This is a genomic window from Mesorhizobium monacense (genome assembly GCF_056781675.1).
This window is the reverse complement of sequence record NZ_CM165567.1, coordinates 2,863,834-2,879,509: the sequence shown is the minus strand read 5'-3', so window position 1 is coordinate 2,879,509 and position 15,676 is coordinate 2,863,834. Positions and strand designations below refer to the sequence as shown.

The window sequence follows — 15,676 nt, the reverse complement described above, 5'->3', positions numbered from 1 at the left end:
AGGAGCAACGCCATGAACCCTATGGCTTTCAACTGGCTCGTATACGCCGCCTGGATCCTGCTGATCGTCTATCTGACCGTTTCGGCGTTCGGCGCGAAACGCGATACCGAGGAGCACATGCCGCAGCGCCTGGGCCTGATGTTCGCCATGATTGCTGCTTTCCTGCTGCCGCGTCTGTCGATATTCCGGTTCGTCAACTTCGCCCCTGTCAACGCGGTCTTGAGCAGCATCGGTGTCGTCGTAACTGTTGCCGGGATGGCCTTCCTGGTCTGGGCGCGGCAAAGCCTTGGCGGCAATTGGAGCCAGATCGTCTCGCCCAAGCAGGGGCATGAACTCGTGACCTCGGGCCCGTACCGCTTCGTGCGCCACCCGATGTACACCGGCGGCCTGGTCGCAGGCATCGGCTCGGCGATCGTGGTCGGCGGCGGCTTCGTCTTTCTGCTGATCCTGCTGGGCGCGATCTTCCTCTGGCGCGTCGGTGCGGAAGACAGGCTTCTGGCACGGCAGTTTCCCGAAGAATTTCCGGACTATGCAAGGCGGACGAAGGCGCTGATCCCGTTCGTGTGGTAGTGCTCCGTCGGACCGCCATTCGAGCGGTACGAGGCTGGCCGTCGCGGCGCCCGGCAATTGACCTTCACTCTGTCGCCGCTTAGCACTTCAGTCCCGCACACGCGGGGGAGGGATTCTCTGGCGATGGATTTTGATGGAGGCGACGAGATTCGCTTCGAGCGGTTGGGCAAGGCCGGCGTCGTCACGCTGACGCGGCCGCAGGCGCTCAATGCCGTCACCCATCGCATGGTCAAGGCGCTCGACAAGGCGTTGCGCGCCTGGGAGCGCGATGACGGCGTCGATGTTGTCATCGTCAAGGCCGAGGGCAGGGCGTTCTCCGCCGGCGGCGACATCCTGCACATCTACGAGGCGGGCCGGGCCGGACAGCCCCCGGTCGAGTTCTTCGCCGACGAATACCGCCTGAATGCCAGCATCAAGCGATTCAATAAGCCCTATGTCGCGCTGATCGACGGCATCGTCATGGGCGGCGGCGTCGGCATCTCGTTCCACGGCTCGCAGCGTGTGATGACCGAGAACGCCCAGTTCGCCATGCCGGAAGTCGGCATCGGCTTTTTCCCCGATGTCGGCGCCAGCCACCTTTTGCCCGACCTCGGCGGCAGCTTCGGCATGTATCTGGCGCTGACCGGGAACCGCATCCGCCATGGCGATGCGCTGTGGTCGGGCCTGGCCACGCACACCATCAAGGCCGAGGACCAGGCCGGCTTCCTCGACCGGCTCTGCGCGACCGGCGATCCGGAAACGGTGCTGCGCGGCTTTTTCGTCCCGGCAAAGCGCGAGACCGACCGGCCGGTTCTGGAAGCGATCTCCCGCCATTTCGCACAGCCGTCGCTGTCGGATATCATCGCCAGCCTGGAGCGGGCGGCGCCCGCCGACGAGTTCGCCGCCAAGACACTGGCGACGATCAGGACGCGCTCGCCGACCAGCCTGCACGTCGCCTGGCGCCAGATCGGCGCCGGGCTGACGCTGTCGATGGACGAGTGCATGAAGATGGAATTCCGCATCCTCAACCGGATGCTGGCGGGCCACGATTTCTACGAGGGCATCCGCGCCGCCATCATCGACAAGGGCTCGAAACCGCAATGGCGCCCTGAAAGCCTCGATGCGGTACGGGCAGCGGACGTCGACGCCTATTTCGCGCCGCTCGGCGACCGGGAGCTCGACCTGTGAGCGAGGTCACCTCCAGGCGCGTCGTGCTGCAGCCCTCGACGACCGAGGTGATCTTCGCCTGGTTCCAGCGCGTCGTCGCCGGCTACTGCCTGCTGTTCGGCATCCTCTACTGGGTCCGGCTGATCGGCTTCTATCCGGGCCCGCTATGGCGCTTCGACCTGATGCCGGTGCACTGGCAGGTGGCGGCGGTGATGCTCGCCGTCTTCTTTCCCTTCGCCGCCGCCGGCCTCTGGATGCTCGCCTCCTGGGGCCCGGTGATCTGGTTCATCTGCGCGGCGACCGAGATCGTCATGTATGCCGGCTTTCCCGACCTGTTCGGCCACCGGTTGCTGATCATCGCCTCGCATGCCGCGGTGGCATTGCTTTACATCGTCTTCCGGGTGATCATCTGGCTGCAGAAGCGCCAGGCCCGACGATAGGCCGCCAGGCCCCGGATTTCGCTGTCGCGACACCCTGCGGATCATTGGCTAAATCTTTAGGTTAATTATCCTTGCTCGGGTGACCGATCGTTAAGCCTCTTTCGAAACCTCTTACCGGTAAGCTCTTGTTAGCCTTGGCGTTTAAGTCGAATTTTATGAGTATTCGATAGTGTCGCGATCAAGGTGAAAAACAAAAAATCACCGGGCGACAAACGAGAGGCTAAGACAATGATCAATTCGCGTCCGGCGGCGAAGCCCGCCACAGTTTCCGACGACCGCCGCGAGGCGATCCGTTCGCTGTACATGGAATCGCTGCAGCTGGTGGAGCGACTGCACCGCCGCCTGCTTGACGTGATCAAGGACGAGTTCGACCGCAACGGCCGCTCCGACATCAACGCCATCCAGGCGCTGCTGCTGTTCAACATCGGTAATTCCGAGCTGACCGCCGGCGAACTGCGCTCGCGCGGCTACTATCTCGGCTCGAATGTCTCCTACAATCTGAAGAAGCTGGTCGACCTCGGCTTCATCAACCACCAGCGCTCGCGCATCGACCGCCGTTCGGTCCGCGTCTCGCTGACGCCGAAGGGCAACGAGGTGGCCGACGTCGTCGCCGGCCTCTACGAGCGCCATGTCGGCTCGATCGAGCAGGTCGGCGGCATCAACACCGACGAGTTCAAGCAGATGAACCGCGCCCTGCAGCGGCTGGATCGCTTCTGGAACGATACGATCGCTTATCGGATGTAAGGCGCCTGCACGCCAGGGGACTTGAAGCCGCGCCGCAGAAGCGCGGCCGGGGCAAGCAATGGGGGCCGGCGCCGGAAGGCGCTGGTCCTATTCTTTTCCTGATCCCGACGCCCAGCCGCCCCGTCGGCAGCATCCCTGCCGGCTTTGCTTTCGTTGCAGCAGTGCCTAATGTCGCGGCTTGGCGGGGAGCGCATGATGGACCTGGGAAAACGCTGGAAGATTTGTTCGGTTGCCGTGACGCTTTTGTTGGTCCCGCAAATGGCTTTCGCCGAGGAGTGGTGGAAGGATTCTTTTGCCGCGGAAGGCAGCTCCCCTTGCGACAACAATGACTCGATCGTGACATTCACCGACAAGGCAGTGGAGATGTGGGAGGTTGGCTGCACACTGAACAAAGTTCAGAAGATCATGCGCCTGGACGCTGTCCTTCTGGACATGACCTGTACGGACGGTGAGAGCACGGGCAAGAGACGGGAGTTGCTGCTCAAACTGGACAACAAAGTCCTGCGCTATCCTCAGAATGAGGTGTTGCAACGATGCTCGGAACTGAAGGCGCCGCCAGGTCAGGACCCAAAGGGTTGAGACTTCGCGCTGGAGGATGATCGGGGACAAAGGGGGCCTGCTGCAGATCCGATGTTTGGATTTCTCGCCGGTGCCGAAAAGCACCGGTCCTTTCTTTTCGCGGCGCCGCCCGATGCAAATCGCGGGCCAAGGCCACGTTGCCGCCATAATCCCAGTGGAAGCGAGGATGCGGGTGATGCTGCGGGCCAGCGCTTGCGCTCACTCGAACCGGCATCGCGACAGCGCGTTTCACGCCCAAGTGATGCAGGTCATGGTTGGCTAATTGTTAACATTGCCAACCCTAGAGTGCGGGCGTAATCGCCCGTTAGAGCGAACTGAGCGAGATCGAACACCGCTAAAATGTCTGGAACGTCCATGAGAACCAGCCGCCGTTTCTTCCTTTCCGGAGCCTCCGCGCTCGCCGCCGCTCTTGTGGCGAACAGCGCCAGCGCTCAGGACGTCATCGGGGATATCCTGAAGTCCTCGGGCCGCGGCAATTGGGACGACCAGTTCGACGCCCGCGCCAGCGAGGGCGGCAAGGTGGCTTCGACGCTGCCGATCTTCAGCCTGCAGACCGTCGCCTTCACCGAGCAGGCGGTGGCGCAATATCAGAACATCGTCGCCCAGGGCGGCTGGGGCGAGGTTCCCGCGACCAAGAAGTTGCAGCTCGGCGTCGACGACCCGGATGTGGTGCCGCTGCGCAAGCGCCTGATGATGTCGGGCGACCTGGCGCAGAGCGCCGGCATTTCGACCGCCTTCGATTCCTATGTCGATGCCGCGGTCAAGCGCTTCCAGTTGCGCCATGGCCTGCCTGCCGACGGCGCAATGGGCAAATACACCTATACGGCGATGAACGTCTCGGCACAGATCCGGCTCGGCCAGCTGCAGACCAATCTGCAGCGTCTGCGTGAAAAGGCCGGCACGCTCGGCAGCCGCTACGTGCTGGTCGACATTCCGGCGGCTCAGATCGAGGCGGTCGAGAACGACCGCGTCGTGCTTCGCCACACCGCAGTCGTCGGCAAGATCGATCGCCAGACGCCGATCGTCAATTCCAAGATCAACGAGATCATCGTCAATCCCTACTGGAACGCTCCGGTCTCGATCGTGCGCAAGGACATCATTCCGCTGATGCGCAAGGACCCGAACTATCTCAAGGATAGCCATATCCGCCTGTTCGCGCCGGATGGCAGCGAGGTCGATCCGATGACCGTCGACTGGTCGACGGACGATGCCGAGAAGTACCGTTTCCGCCAGGATCCGGGCGCCGGCAATGCCATGGCCTCGGTCAAGATCAATTTCCCGAGCCCGGACGGCGTCTATATGCACGACACGCCGCAGCAGAGCCTGTTCGGCAAGCTGATGCGTTTCGATTCCTCGGGCTGCGTGCGCGTCCAGAACGTGCGCGACCTCGTCACCTGGATCCTGCGCGACACGCCCGGCTGGGACCGCCAGCATTTCGAGGGTACGATCAAGACCGGCGAGAACACCCCGGTTCAGGTCGTCAACCCGGTGCCGGTCCACTTCCTCTATCTGTCGGCCTGGTCGACGGGACCTGGCGTTGTGCAGTTCCGCGACGACATCTACGGCCTTGACGGCAACGACGAGCTGCAGATCACGTCTTCGCTGTAAATAGCTGATATCTTTTCAAAAAAAGGCCGCCGACAGGGCGGTCTTTTTTTGTTTTCCGCTACAGGCTGACAGCCTTGGCCAGAGACCTGGCTGGACGGCGCGGTTTCCATTGCGCATGGTCCGCCAACACCCGGAATCGCACCATGCAAGTCGCCGTCTTCATCCTGGTCGTGCTCGCGTTTGTCGCGCTTTCCGGCGCGTTGGTGCGGCTGGTGCGGGTGCCGCTGCCAGTGCTGCAGATCGCGATCGGCGCCGCGCTTGCCTGGCCGGCGAGCGGCCTGCACGTGGAGATCGACCCCGAACTGTTCCTTTTGGTGTTCATCCCGCCGCTGCTGTTCAGTGACGCCGCAACGGCGCCGAAGCGCGAGCTTTTGGCACTGCGCGGCCCGATCCTCGACCTTGCCATCGGGCTGGTCTTCTTCACCATCGTCGGCTTCGGCTACGCCTTGCACTGGTTGGTGCCGAGCATACCGCTCGTCGTCGCCTTCGCGCTGGCCGCGGTGCTGTCGCCGACCGACGCTGCGGCTGTGTCCTCAATCGTCGACAGAAACGTGGTGCCGGCGCGGCTGATGCACATCCTCGAAGGCGAGTCACTGCTCAACGACGCGTCTGGCCTGGTCATGTTCCGCTTCGCCGTGGCGGCAGCGCTGACCGGCAGCTTTTCCTTGGGCGCCGCGTCGCTGAGCTTCCTCTATGCCGTGGCGGCCGGCATCGTCGCCGGCGTGGTGGCCTTGATCGTCGCCGCCAAGACTTTGCAGCTGTTGAACCGCATTGGCGGCGTGCCGGCCGAGGCACAGGTGCTAGTGATGATCCTGATCCCTTTCATCGCCTATCTCGGCGCCGAGCATGCCGGCGCTTCCGGCATCCTGGCAGCGGTCACCGCCGGTGTGCTCACCAGCGGCTCCGGCATATTCCGCTATCTCGGCGTTTCGGCGCGCATGCAGACCATGTCGCTGTGGACGACGCTGTCCTTCGTCTTCAACGGCGCGCTCTTCATCCTGCTCGGCCTGCAGCTTCCCGATATCATCCGCAAGGTGCCGCCCGAGCTCTCCAGCCGGCACTGGCTGATCGAGCCGGTCGCCACGGTGCTGATCCTCACCCTGTGCCTGAGCGGCTTGCGCTTCCTGTGGATCTGGGTCGGCGATATCGCGCAGCGCCTTGCCGCGCGGTTTGCCAAGCGCAAGGCCGAACCGTTCGGCCTGCGCGTGCGGCTTGCCGGCTCGGTGGCAGGCGTGCGCGGCGCCATCACGCTGGCCGGCATCCTGTCGTTGCCCTTAGCCATGCCCGACGGCTCGCCCTTTCCGGCGCGCGACATTGTCATCTTCCTCGCCGCCGGCGTCATCATCTGCTCGCTCACCATAGCCAGCCTTGCCTTGCCGAAGATTGCGCGCGGGCTGGTCGAACCGGGCGAGGATCTAGGCGCCGCCGAGGAGCGCCGGGCACGCGTCGGCGCGGCCAATGCGGCCATCGCCCGCATCGAGAGCGTCGCCAATGACGCAAGCGAAGGGGAGGCGGCCGATGCGCGCCTTGCCGTCGCCGACAGCATCGTCGCCGGGCTACCGTCGCCGTATCGCCGCCTCCGACGAGGCCGATGAAGCCCGCGCCGAAGCTCGCGAAGCCGGGCGGCTGGAGCTCGAGCTCCGCTTTGTCGCCATCGAGGCCGAGCGCACGGCCGTGCGCGCCATGTTGCGCAGCGGCGAAATCAACGACCATACGGCGCAGGCGCTGTTTGCCGAGATCACCCTGACGGAGGCCCTGCTGAAAGGCCGACAGGAGCGGAAATAGCAGTCGCGCAACCTTACTGGCGCAATTCGGCCAGCAAATTTCGCGCCGCAAACGTGGCGAGGCGAAAACAACTGTGTTAATGCCGCGGCGAACCTTCCAGACCTTCGGACCCAGGGGATTTCAGGCCATGGCTACAGCAACGGCAGTGTCGAACAAATTCGAATCCTTCTTCGAAACCACGCTGGAAGATGCCGATCCGGAGATTTTCGGCGCCATCCGCAACGAACTCGGCCGCCAGCGCCATGAGATCGAGTTGATCGCGTCGGAAAACATCGTCTCGCGCGCCGTGCTCGAGGCGCAAGGCTCGATCATGACCAACAAATACGCCGAGGGCTATCCGGGCAAGCGCTACTATGGCGGCTGCCAGTTCGTCGATGTGGCCGAGGAACTGGCCATCGAACGCGCCAAGAAGCTGTTCGGCTGCAACTTCGCCAATGTCCAGCCGAACTCCGGCAGCCAGATGAACCAGGCGGTGTTCCTGGCGCTGCTGCAGCCCGGCGACACCTTCATGGGCCTCGACTTGAATTCCGGCGGCCATCTGACCCACGGCTCGCCGGTCAACATGAGCGGCAAATGGTTCAAGGTCGTCTCCTACGGCGTGCGCAAGGAAGACCATCTGCTTGACATGGACGCGATCGAGAAGACCGCGCATGAGACCAAGCCGAAGCTGATCCTGGCCGGCGGCACCGCCTATTCGCGCGTCTGGGACTGGAAGCGCTTCCGCGAGATCGCCGATGCGGTGGGCGCCTATCTGATGGTCGACATGGCCCACATCGCCGGCCTCGTCGCCGGCGGCGTCCACCCATCGCCGCTGCCGCATGCCCATGTCGTGACGACGACGACGCACAAGTCGCTGCGCGGCCCGCGCGGCGGCATGATCCTGTGCAACGACGAGGACATCGCCAAAAAGATGAACTCGGCCGTCTTCCCAGGCCTGCAGGGCGGCCCGCTGATGCATGTCATCGCCGCCAAGGCGGTGGCCTTCGGCGAGGCGTTGAAGCCGAGCTTCAAGGTCTATGCCGAGAGCGTCGCCGCCAATGCCAAGGCGCTGGCTTCGAGCCTCAAGGAAACCGGCCTCGACATCGTTTCCGGCGGCACCGACAACCATCTGATGCTGGTCGATCTGCGTCCGAAGAACGCCACCGGCAAGCGCGCCGAGGCGGCACTCGGCCGCGCCAACATCACCTGCAACAAGAACGGCATCCCCTTCGATCCGGAAAAGCCCTTCGTCACCTCGGGCGTGCGCCTTGGCACCCCGGCCGGCACAACGCGCGGCTTCGGCCAGGCCGAGTTCCGCGAGATCGGCAAGCTGATCGCCGAGGTGCTGGACGGGCTGAAAGTGGCGAACTCCGACGAAGGCAATGCGGCGGTCGAGGCGGCAGTGAAGGCCAAGGTCGTGGCGCTGACGGATCGTTTCCCGCTCTATCCCTATCTCGGTTGACCTGATGCCCGGCCTCATCCCTTATTGGCGATGACGAGAAGCGCCGATCCTGATGGAGCGGCGTTGCGGACAGGAGCCTTGATGATGCGAATTCTTCAACTTGCCGGTCTTGGCGTGCTGGCCATGATGCAATTGGCCGGCGCCGTCTCGGCGCAGACCACGACCACCCAACCTGCGCCCCAGACCACGGCACCCCAGCCCGCGGCACCAGAAACCGCCACACCCAAGACGGAAACCTTCGGCAAATGGTCGACGATCGTCGACGAGGTCAGCACCGGCGAGGATGTGCGCAGGACCTGTGCTGCATCGACCGCTTTCCTCGACGCGAACGGCACCAGCGGCACGCTGACGCTCGCCATCTCCAACGGTGACGTGCTGCCCCCCAACGGCTATCCGAGCCTCATCATTGCCTTGAGGAACAAGGATTTGCCGACCGGCGAGAACATTCCCGCGGTGTTCGGTGACGACAAGGGCAAGGTCAAGGCGACCGTCAGCGCCGATATTGGCGACCAGTGGATGATGAACAACAAGGCCGAGACCACGCTGGCGGTCCTGCGCGCCATGCGCCGCGCCGGCGCGCTCGACGTCGCTTTCGCCAACGCGCCGGTCGCGACCATCTCGATGGACGGCTTCACCAAGGCCTATCGCAGCCTCGGCGCATCCTGCGGCTTCCCGACCACTGACGTCGCGCCCTGAGGCGACCTGCACACCGGCAGATCCCCAGCAAGGAGCCGCGTCATGGACATTCTCTGGAAAGGTGTGGTCGGCGGCCTGGTCACCGCACTGATCGTCTGGGCCTCGAAGCGCGGCAACATCTTGCCCGGTATCCTGCCGCTGGCGCCGACCTTCGCCGTGATCGCACTGCTCGCCGTCGGCGCCAAGGGCAATCCGATCGGCTTTCGCGAAGCCTGTCTTGCCGGTTTCAAGACGATCCCCGCTTATCTCGCCTTCCTCGGCGCCTGCTGGCTGTTCATCGATCGCGTCGACTACCGGCTCGCCGTTCTCGGCGGCATCGCGGTGTGGCTGGTCGCGGCGCTGGCAATCTTCCTCGCGCCTCGCTATCTCTGAGGCACGGAGGGCCGTCCGTGCTTTGCCATTGCGGCAAAAACCTCTAAGCCTTCCGTCCCACGAGAATCGCGAACCGAAGGCTCTCCATGCGCTGTCCCTACTGCCAGTCCGAAGATACGCAGGTCAAGGATTCGCGCCCCGCCGAGGATGGCGCGGCGATCCGCAGGCGGCGCGTCTGCCCCGATTGCGGCGGTCGTTTCACAACGTTCGAGCGCGTTCAATTGCGTGACCTCGTCGTGGTCAAGAAATCCGGCCGCAAGGTGCCGTTCGACCGTGACAAGCTGCTGCGCTCGGTCGAGATCGCGGTGCGCAAGCGCAATGTCGATCCCGAGCGCATCGACCGCGCCGTCACTGGCATCGTGCGCCAGCTCGAAAGCTCGGGCGAGACGGAAGTGGCATCCGGCGAGGTCGGCCGGTTGGTCATGGAGGCGCTGAAGTCGCTCGACGACGTCGCCTATGTGCGCTTCGCCTCGGTTTACCGCAATTTCCGCGAGGCCAAGGATTTTCATGAGGTGCTGGGTGAGCTCAAGGGCGACGAGCTGAAGAGCGAAGAGGACGCCGGCTGATCAGTTGGCGCGTCGCGAAGCCTGTGCCGGGTGGTTGGTCCCGAATCCTACAGCATTGGGAACCACCAAGTTTATGAGTGAGGTCGAGGACTTGCCTCTATTGTCGAATTTGATGGATTCTATCTGGCAGTCGGCTGCAAAGAGCCTCGCAACCCGCTCCTGTTCCCGTTGGGCGTATCGATACACCTCTTCTCGTTGCCTCTCAGTGTCTGGCTCCGCAAGATGAAGGCGAAAGTTTATGCGGGTTGGTCGGCCAAACAATGCATCTTCTTTTTTGTTGGCCATGATGAATTCGCTCTCTCTGACGCCGTAGTAAGCTCTCGGTGCAACAAAACGCAACCTGGCTTTCAGGTCGGCTCTTGCAACGGTTTCATCGAGTTTTGCTACGAAAAAGATAAGGCGGATGTAAAAGACTTCGTCCAAATGCTCCCCCGCAGCCAGACATTCGTCAATTGCAATACCATACGCAAAGGTCGTCGCATGGCTCATGGTTTCAAGAGAAGCGGCCAACTCTCGATCCATTTTGATCGACATGGTCTTCAGACTGCAGAGAAAGTTGGCCATATGCCCTCGGGCTGCGTTAAGACGGCCAGCAATGGATCACGCGAAAAGCAAACGAACAATGACGGATACGGCAGTTGACACCAATGACCTGCGCTTCATGGCAGCAGCGCTCAGGCTTTCGCGCAAGAATGCCGGCCGGACCTCGACCAACCCGTCCGTCGGCACGCTGATCGTGCGCGACGACGGCGCCGGGCCGATGATCGTCGGCACCGGCGTCACCGCGGTTGGTGGGCGGCCGCATGCCGAGACCGAGGCTTTGGCCGAGGCCGGCGAACTGGCCCGCGGCGCCACTGCCTATGTCACGCTGGAACCTTGCGCCCATCACGGCCGCACGCCGCCTTGCGCCAACGCGCTGGTCACTGCGGGCGTCGCGCGCGTGGTTGGTGCGGCGAGCGATCCCGATCCCCGCGTTTCCGGCCAGGGCTATGCCATCCTGCGCGCCGCCGGTGTCGAGGTGGTCGAGAAAGTGCTGGCGGCCGAGGCTTCGGAGCAGATGGCCGGCTATCTGATTCGGTCTCTCAAAAAACGCCCGGAAGTGATTTTGAAACTTGCGCTTTCCAGCGACGGCAAGATCGGCGTGGAAGGCGAGGGGCAGGTCGCGATCACCGGCGAGATCGCGCGGCGCGAAGTTTATCTGATGCGGGCCGAGGCCGACGGCATCCTGGTTGGCATCGGCACCGCGCTGGAAGACGATCCGGCGCTGACCGTGCGTTTGCCGGGGTTGGAGAACCGTTCGCCGGCACGCATCGTGCTCGACCGCCAGATCCGCTTGCCGGAAGCCTCGAAACTGGTCTCCGGTGTCGACCGCGTTCCGCTCTATGTCGCCGCTTGCCTGGAAGCCGACCCGCACCGGCGTGCCGCGCTCGAACGCGCCGGCGTTCGCTTCATCGGCACCGAGACCCATGAGGGCGGCGTTGCCTTGCCCGAGCTGCTGGAAGATCTGGCGGCGCTCGGCTTGGCCAGTGTGCTGGTCGAGGGCGGCGCCAAGGTGGCTCGAGCCTTCCTCGCCGAAGGACTGGTCGACCGCATCGTGCTGTTCCACGGACCCGAGGCGATCGGCGAGGGTGGCATTGCATCGCCCATCGACGCCAACCATATCCCGGCAGGATTTCGCAAACTGCGCGACATGCAGTTCGGCGAGGACAGCTACGCTGAGTGGATAAGGGATTTCTGATGTTTACCGGGATTGTCACCGATGTCGGCACGGTCGCTGCCGCCAAGCCACTCAGGGAAGGGGTGGGCCTGCGCATCGACACCGCCTACGATCCCGAGACCATCGCCATCGGTGCCTCGATCTCCTGCGGCGGCGTCTGCCTGACAGTGACGGCGCTGCCCGACAGTGGCTCGAACGCGCGCTGGTTCGAGGTCGAAGCCTGGGAAGAAGCATTGCGATTGACGACAGCCGCTGGCTGGAAATCGGGCTCGCGCATCAATCTCGAACGGGCGCTGAAGATCGGCGACGAACTCGGCGGCCACATCGTCTCCGGCCATGTCGACGGCACGGCCGAGATCGTGGCGCGCAAGGACGAGGGCGATGCGGTGCGCTTCACGCTCGAAGCGCCACGCGAACTGGCCAGGTTCATCGCGCCGAAGGGTTCTGTCGCCCTCGACGGCACCTCACTCACCGTCAACAAGGTCGAAGGCACCCGCTTCGACGTGCTGCTGATCCATCATTCGCTGACGGTCACCACCTGGGGCGAACGCCAGGTCGGCGACCGCGTCAACCTTGAGATCGACACCATGGCCCGCTACGCGGCACGCCTGGTGGAGGCGGCGAAAGAGGGGCTTTGAGCCACCCTCGGAAATTAGACCGGGCCTGAACGTCCGACAAAGCTTGCGAATGCGGCCGCTTCGGCCTAAGTCACCGGCGATCCCCGGAGACATTTATGGCTGGCACATCCCAACACGGCAAAGCGTTCATCCGTCCGAAGACGAAGGCGCACCTTCTCGTCATCGAGGCGCGCTTCCATGACGATCTTGCCGACGCGCTGCTCGAAGGCGCGACCAGCGCGCTCGACGAAGCGGGCGCGACCTATGACGTCGTCACCGTCCCCGGTTCGCTGGAAATCCCGGCGGTGATCTCCTTCGCCCTCGACGGTGCTGCCGACGGCGGGAAGAGCTATGACGGTTTCGTCGCGCTTGGCACCATCATCCGCGGCGACACCTATCATTTCGACATCGTCGCCAATGAATCCAGCCGTGCGCTGATGGACATTTCGGTCCAGGATTCGGTCTGCATCGGCAACGGCATCCTGACCACCGAGAACGACGCGCAGGCCTGGACGCGCGCCAAGCGCTCGGAAGGCGACAAGGGCGGCTTTGCCGCGCGCGCGGCGCTGACCATGATCGCCCTCAAAGAGCAGCTGGGAGCGCAATCGTGAGCGAACCCGCTTCGCCCGGCCAGCCCGCGATACGCCACGCCAACAAGCGCGGCGCCGCCCGTCTGGCCGCCGTGCAGGCGCTCTACCAGATGGATGTGGCCGGCAGCGGCATCTTCGAGATCACCGCCGAATATGAGGCGTTCCGGCTCGGCAAGGAAGTCGACGGCGCGCTCTATCGCGAGGCCGACGCGCAATGGTTTCGCGCCATCCTCACCGGCGTCGTCGAGAACCAGAAGACCATCGATCCGGTCATCCGCCAGGCGCTGACCGACGACTGGCCGCTGTCGAGGCTGGATTCGACGCTGCGCGCCATTCTGCGCGCCGGCGTCTATGAATTGATGAAGCGCGATGACGTGCCGGTCGCCGTCATAGTCTCGGAATATGTCGACATCGCCAAGGCCTTCTACGAAGAGGACGAGCCGAAGCTCACCAACGCCGTGCTCGACCGCGTGTCACGCCGGGTGCGTGGCGAGGGCCGCGGCAAGGACGCTTCGTGACCGCCGCGGCTGTCGTTGCCGAGGCAAGCAAGGAAGCACGCCGCACGGCATTCATCCTTGCTGCCGCGCAGGCGATCATCGGTTCGGCCGCACCCATTGCCATTTCCGTGGGCGGGCTGGCCGGCCAATACCTGCTTGCCGCCGACAAGTCGCTGGCGACGGCGCCGATCACCGGCTTCAATGTCGGTGTAGCGCTCGGCGCACTGCCGGCTGCCGCAATCATTCGCAGCCTCGGCCAGCGCGGCGGTTTCATGACCGGCACCATCATCACCGCGCTCGGCGGGCTGGTCGCTACGCTGGCGCTCTTCCATCCGAACTTCTGGCTGTTCGCGTTCGGCCTGTTGGTGATCGGGATCGGCGGCGCTTTCGTCCAGCAGTTTCGCTTCGCCGCCGCCGACAACGCACCTTCGGAATTCAAGGCGCGCGCCATTTCCTTCGTGCTGGCCGGTGGCATCGTCACCGCCATACTCGGGCCGCAGATCGTCATCTTCACCCGCGAATTGTTCGCGCCGGTGATGTTCGCCGGCTCGTTCGCCTCCATCCTCGTGCTGGCGGCTGTCGGCGCCATCATCCTTTCGTTCCTGCGCATCCCGTCTCGGGCTGCCGGCAAGACGGAGATCGCCGACAGCGATGCGCGGCCGCTCTCCGAGATTGTCACCCGGCCGCGTTTCGTCGCGGCGCTCTTCTGCGCCGTCGGCAGCTACGCGCTGATGAGTTTCGTCATGACCGGCGCGCCGCTCGCCATGGTCGGCTGCGGCCTGTCGACCGATGATGCGATGCTCGGCATTTCCTGGCATGTCATGGCAATGTTCGCGCCGAGCTTCTTCACCGGTTCGCTGATCCACCGTTTTGGCGCCGAACGCATCGTCGCAGCCGGCCTGATCCTGCTCGTCGCTTGCGCCGTGGTGGCTCTGTCGGGACTGGCGCTATGGCAATTCTGGACGGCGCTGATCCTGCTCGGCCTCGGCTGGAATTTTGGCTTCATCGGCGCCACCGCCATGGTCGCCGACAGCTACCGGCCGTCGGAAAAGGGCAAGGTGCAAGGCTTTCATGACTTCGTCCTGTTCGGCTCCGTCGCCTTCGCCTCGCTGATGTCGGGCGCGGTCTACAACGCCTGGGGCTGGGAGATGCTGAACTGGATCGTCTTCCCGGTTACCGCGCTCTGCTTCGTGGCGCTGGGCGCGCTGAAGATGACGGGTTTGCGCCCGGCCACCTGACACCACCTTGTCTGGATGGGCGGCGCCGGATTGGGCCAGCCCGCATAAAATTATTGCGTGCATCCGCTTTGTTATGAAACCGTGTGCCCCGACGGGGCGTTGAAGCCATGCTCATATGCGGCAACCGCAATCCGGTTCACAGCAAGGGATTCCCAACATGTTTTCAATCAAGCTCCTGGCCGGCGCCGCGCTTGCGCTCGGTATTTCCGCGGCCTCGGTAAATGCCCAGGTGGTCGTCTCCTCGAAGATCGACACCGAGGGCGGCGTGCTCGGCAACATCATCCAACTGGTGCTGAACGCCAACAACATCAAGACCACCGACCGCATCCAGCTCGGCGGGACGCCCGTGGTGCGCAAGGCGATCACCGCCGGCGAGATCGACATCTATCCGGAATACACCGGCAACGCCGCATTCTTCTTCGAGAAGGCCGACGACCCGGTGTGGAGGGACGCCGCCAAGGCTTACGAGACCGCCAAGAAGCTCGACTACGACGCCAACAAGATCGTCTGGCTGTCGCCGTCGCCGGCCAACAACACCTGGGCGATCGCGCTGCGCAAGGAAGTCGCAGACGAGAACAAGCTCGCCACGCTCTCTGACTTCGGCAAATACGTCACCGGCGGCGGCCAGGTGGTGCTCGCGGCTTCGGCCGAGTTCGTCAATTCGGCGGCGGCCCTGCCGGCCTTCCAGACCACCTACGGCTTCACGCTGAAACCCGAACTCGCTGATCACGTTGTCCGGCGGCGACACCGCCGCGACGATTGCCGCGGCGACCAACCAGACCAACGGCGCCAACGCCGCCATGGTCTACGGCACCGATGGCGGCATCGCGCCCTCCGGCCTGGTCGTGCTCGACGACGACAAGGGCGTGCAGCCGGTCTACCAGCCTGCGCCGATCATCCGCGAAGCGGTGCTGAAGGAGCATCCCGAGATCGAGACGTTGTTGAAGCCGGTCTTCGCCAAGCTCGATTTGGTCACGCTGCAGGAACTGAACGGCCGCGTCCAGGTCGGCGGCGAGCCGGTCAAAGGCGTCGCCGAGGACTTTTTGAAGAAGAACGGCTTCCTCAAGTAG

Annotated in this window: 18 protein-coding genes and 1 pseudogene; 18 read left to right on the top strand and 1 reads right to left on the bottom strand. The window is 63.9% G+C overall.

Translation table 11 applies throughout. The features are described from left to right. Window positions 1-12: 12 nt before the first annotated feature. From AC1RUK_RS13885 to nrdR, 12 genes are all read left to right on the top strand, one after another. Entirely contained in the window at window positions 13-570 is a 558-nt protein-coding gene (locus AC1RUK_RS13885) for a methyltransferase family protein (RefSeq protein ID WP_481835168.1), read from the top strand. 123 nt (window positions 571-693) lie between these two features. Next, window positions 694-1,737 carry an enoyl-CoA hydratase/isomerase family protein gene (locus AC1RUK_RS13880; RefSeq protein WP_481835169.1) on the top strand — a complete coding sequence of 348 codons (1,044 nt, stop codon included), beginning with the start codon at window positions 694-696 and terminating at the stop codon, window positions 1,735-1,737. Then, entirely contained in the window at window positions 1,734-2,156 is a 423-nt protein-coding gene (locus AC1RUK_RS13875) for a DUF6163 family protein (RefSeq protein WP_481835170.1), read from the top strand. Before AC1RUK_RS13880 ends, AC1RUK_RS13875 begins: the two co-directional genes overlap by 4 nt. Before the next feature lie 228 nt (window positions 2,157-2,384). Further along, entirely contained in the window at window positions 2,385-2,900 is a 516-nt protein-coding gene (gene ldtR, locus AC1RUK_RS13870; RefSeq protein WP_006201915.1) for a transcriptional regulator LdtR, read from the top strand. A 192-nt stretch (window positions 2,901-3,092) separates the two neighbouring features. Then, the gene (locus AC1RUK_RS13865) at window positions 3,093-3,479 is read left to right on the top strand and encodes a hypothetical protein (RefSeq protein ID WP_481835171.1); all 387 of its coding nucleotides are present in this window, start codon (window positions 3,093-3,095) and stop codon (window positions 3,477-3,479) included. Between the two features lie 354 nt (window positions 3,480-3,833). Next, window positions 3,834-5,087 (top strand): L,D-transpeptidase family protein, encoded by a 1,254-nt coding sequence (locus AC1RUK_RS13860; RefSeq protein ID WP_481835172.1) that lies wholly within the window; start codon window positions 3,834-3,836, stop codon window positions 5,085-5,087. A 143-nt stretch (window positions 5,088-5,230) separates the two neighbouring features. Further along, a complete protein-coding gene (locus AC1RUK_RS13855) occupies window positions 5,231-6,682 on the top strand; it encodes a Na+/H+ antiporter (protein ID WP_481835173.1) in 1,452 nt (483 codons plus the stop codon). Next, window positions 6,606-6,872 carry a hypothetical protein gene (locus tag AC1RUK_RS13850; RefSeq protein ID WP_481835174.1) on the top strand — a complete coding sequence of 89 codons (267 nt, stop codon included), beginning with the start codon at window positions 6,606-6,608 and terminating at the stop codon, window positions 6,870-6,872. The genes AC1RUK_RS13855 and AC1RUK_RS13850 overlap by 77 nt, the downstream gene beginning before the upstream one ends. Window positions 6,873-6,999: 127 nt before the next feature. Next, the gene (gene glyA, locus AC1RUK_RS13845) at window positions 7,000-8,313 is read left to right on the top strand and encodes a serine hydroxymethyltransferase (RefSeq protein WP_436174559.1); all 1,314 of its coding nucleotides are present in this window, start codon (window positions 7,000-7,002) and stop codon (window positions 8,311-8,313) included. Window positions 8,314-8,397: 84 nt separating this feature from the next. Beyond that, window positions 8,398-9,009 carry a hypothetical protein gene (locus AC1RUK_RS13840; protein WP_481839511.1) on the top strand — a complete coding sequence of 204 codons (612 nt, stop codon included), beginning with the start codon at window positions 8,398-8,400 and terminating at the stop codon, window positions 9,007-9,009. Window positions 9,010-9,051: 42 nt separating this feature from the next. After that, window positions 9,052-9,381 (top strand): GlpM family protein, encoded by a 330-nt coding sequence (locus tag AC1RUK_RS13835; RefSeq protein WP_436174560.1) that lies wholly within the window; start codon window positions 9,052-9,054, stop codon window positions 9,379-9,381. An 86-nt stretch (window positions 9,382-9,467) separates the two neighbouring features. Then, on the top strand, window positions 9,468-9,947 hold the full coding sequence (gene nrdR / locus AC1RUK_RS13830) for a transcriptional regulator NrdR (protein WP_006201907.1): 480 nt from the start codon (window positions 9,468-9,470) through the stop codon (window positions 9,945-9,947). Here nrdR and AC1RUK_RS13825 read toward each other — a convergent pair whose 3' ends face one another. Then, on the bottom strand, window positions 9,948-10,511 hold the full coding sequence (locus tag AC1RUK_RS13825; RefSeq protein WP_481835175.1) for a hypothetical protein: 564 nt from the start codon (window positions 10,509-10,511) through the stop codon (window positions 9,948-9,950). 58 nt (window positions 10,512-10,569) lie between these two features. Here AC1RUK_RS13825 and ribD point away from each other — a divergent pair, with 58 nt between their 5' ends. The 6 genes and pseudogenes from ribD to osmF all read left to right on the top strand — a co-directional run bounded on the left by ribD (window position 10,570) and on the right by osmF (window position 15,676). Continuing rightward, window positions 10,570-11,685, top strand: coding sequence for a bifunctional diaminohydroxyphosphoribosylaminopyrimidine deaminase/5-amino-6-(5-phosphoribosylamino)uracil reductase RibD (gene ribD / locus AC1RUK_RS13820; protein ID WP_481835176.1), 1,116 nt, complete (start codon window positions 10,570-10,572; stop codon window positions 11,683-11,685). After that, window positions 11,685-12,302 (top strand): riboflavin synthase, encoded by a 618-nt coding sequence (locus tag AC1RUK_RS13815; RefSeq protein ID WP_481835177.1) that lies wholly within the window; start codon window positions 11,685-11,687, stop codon window positions 12,300-12,302. The genes ribD and AC1RUK_RS13815 overlap by 1 nt, the downstream gene beginning before the upstream one ends. A 95-nt stretch (window positions 12,303-12,397) precedes the next feature. Further along, window positions 12,398-12,892: a 6,7-dimethyl-8-ribityllumazine synthase gene (ribH, locus tag AC1RUK_RS13810; RefSeq protein ID WP_481835178.1), complete on the top strand. Its 495-nt coding sequence runs from the start codon at window positions 12,398-12,400 to the stop codon at window positions 12,890-12,892. After that, window positions 12,889-13,389: a transcription antitermination factor NusB gene (gene nusB / locus AC1RUK_RS13805; protein WP_436174565.1), complete on the top strand. Its 501-nt coding sequence runs from the start codon at window positions 12,889-12,891 to the stop codon at window positions 13,387-13,389. Before ribH ends, nusB begins: the two co-directional genes overlap by 4 nt. Further along, window positions 13,386-14,606 carry an MFS transporter gene (locus AC1RUK_RS13800; protein ID WP_481835179.1) on the top strand — a complete coding sequence of 407 codons (1,221 nt, stop codon included), beginning with the start codon at window positions 13,386-13,388 and terminating at the stop codon, window positions 14,604-14,606. The genes nusB and AC1RUK_RS13800 overlap by 4 nt, the downstream gene beginning before the upstream one ends. A 157-nt stretch (window positions 14,607-14,763) precedes the next feature. Next, a pseudogene (osmF, locus tag AC1RUK_RS13795) lies at window positions 14,764-15,676 on the top strand (glycine betaine ABC transporter substrate-binding protein OsmF).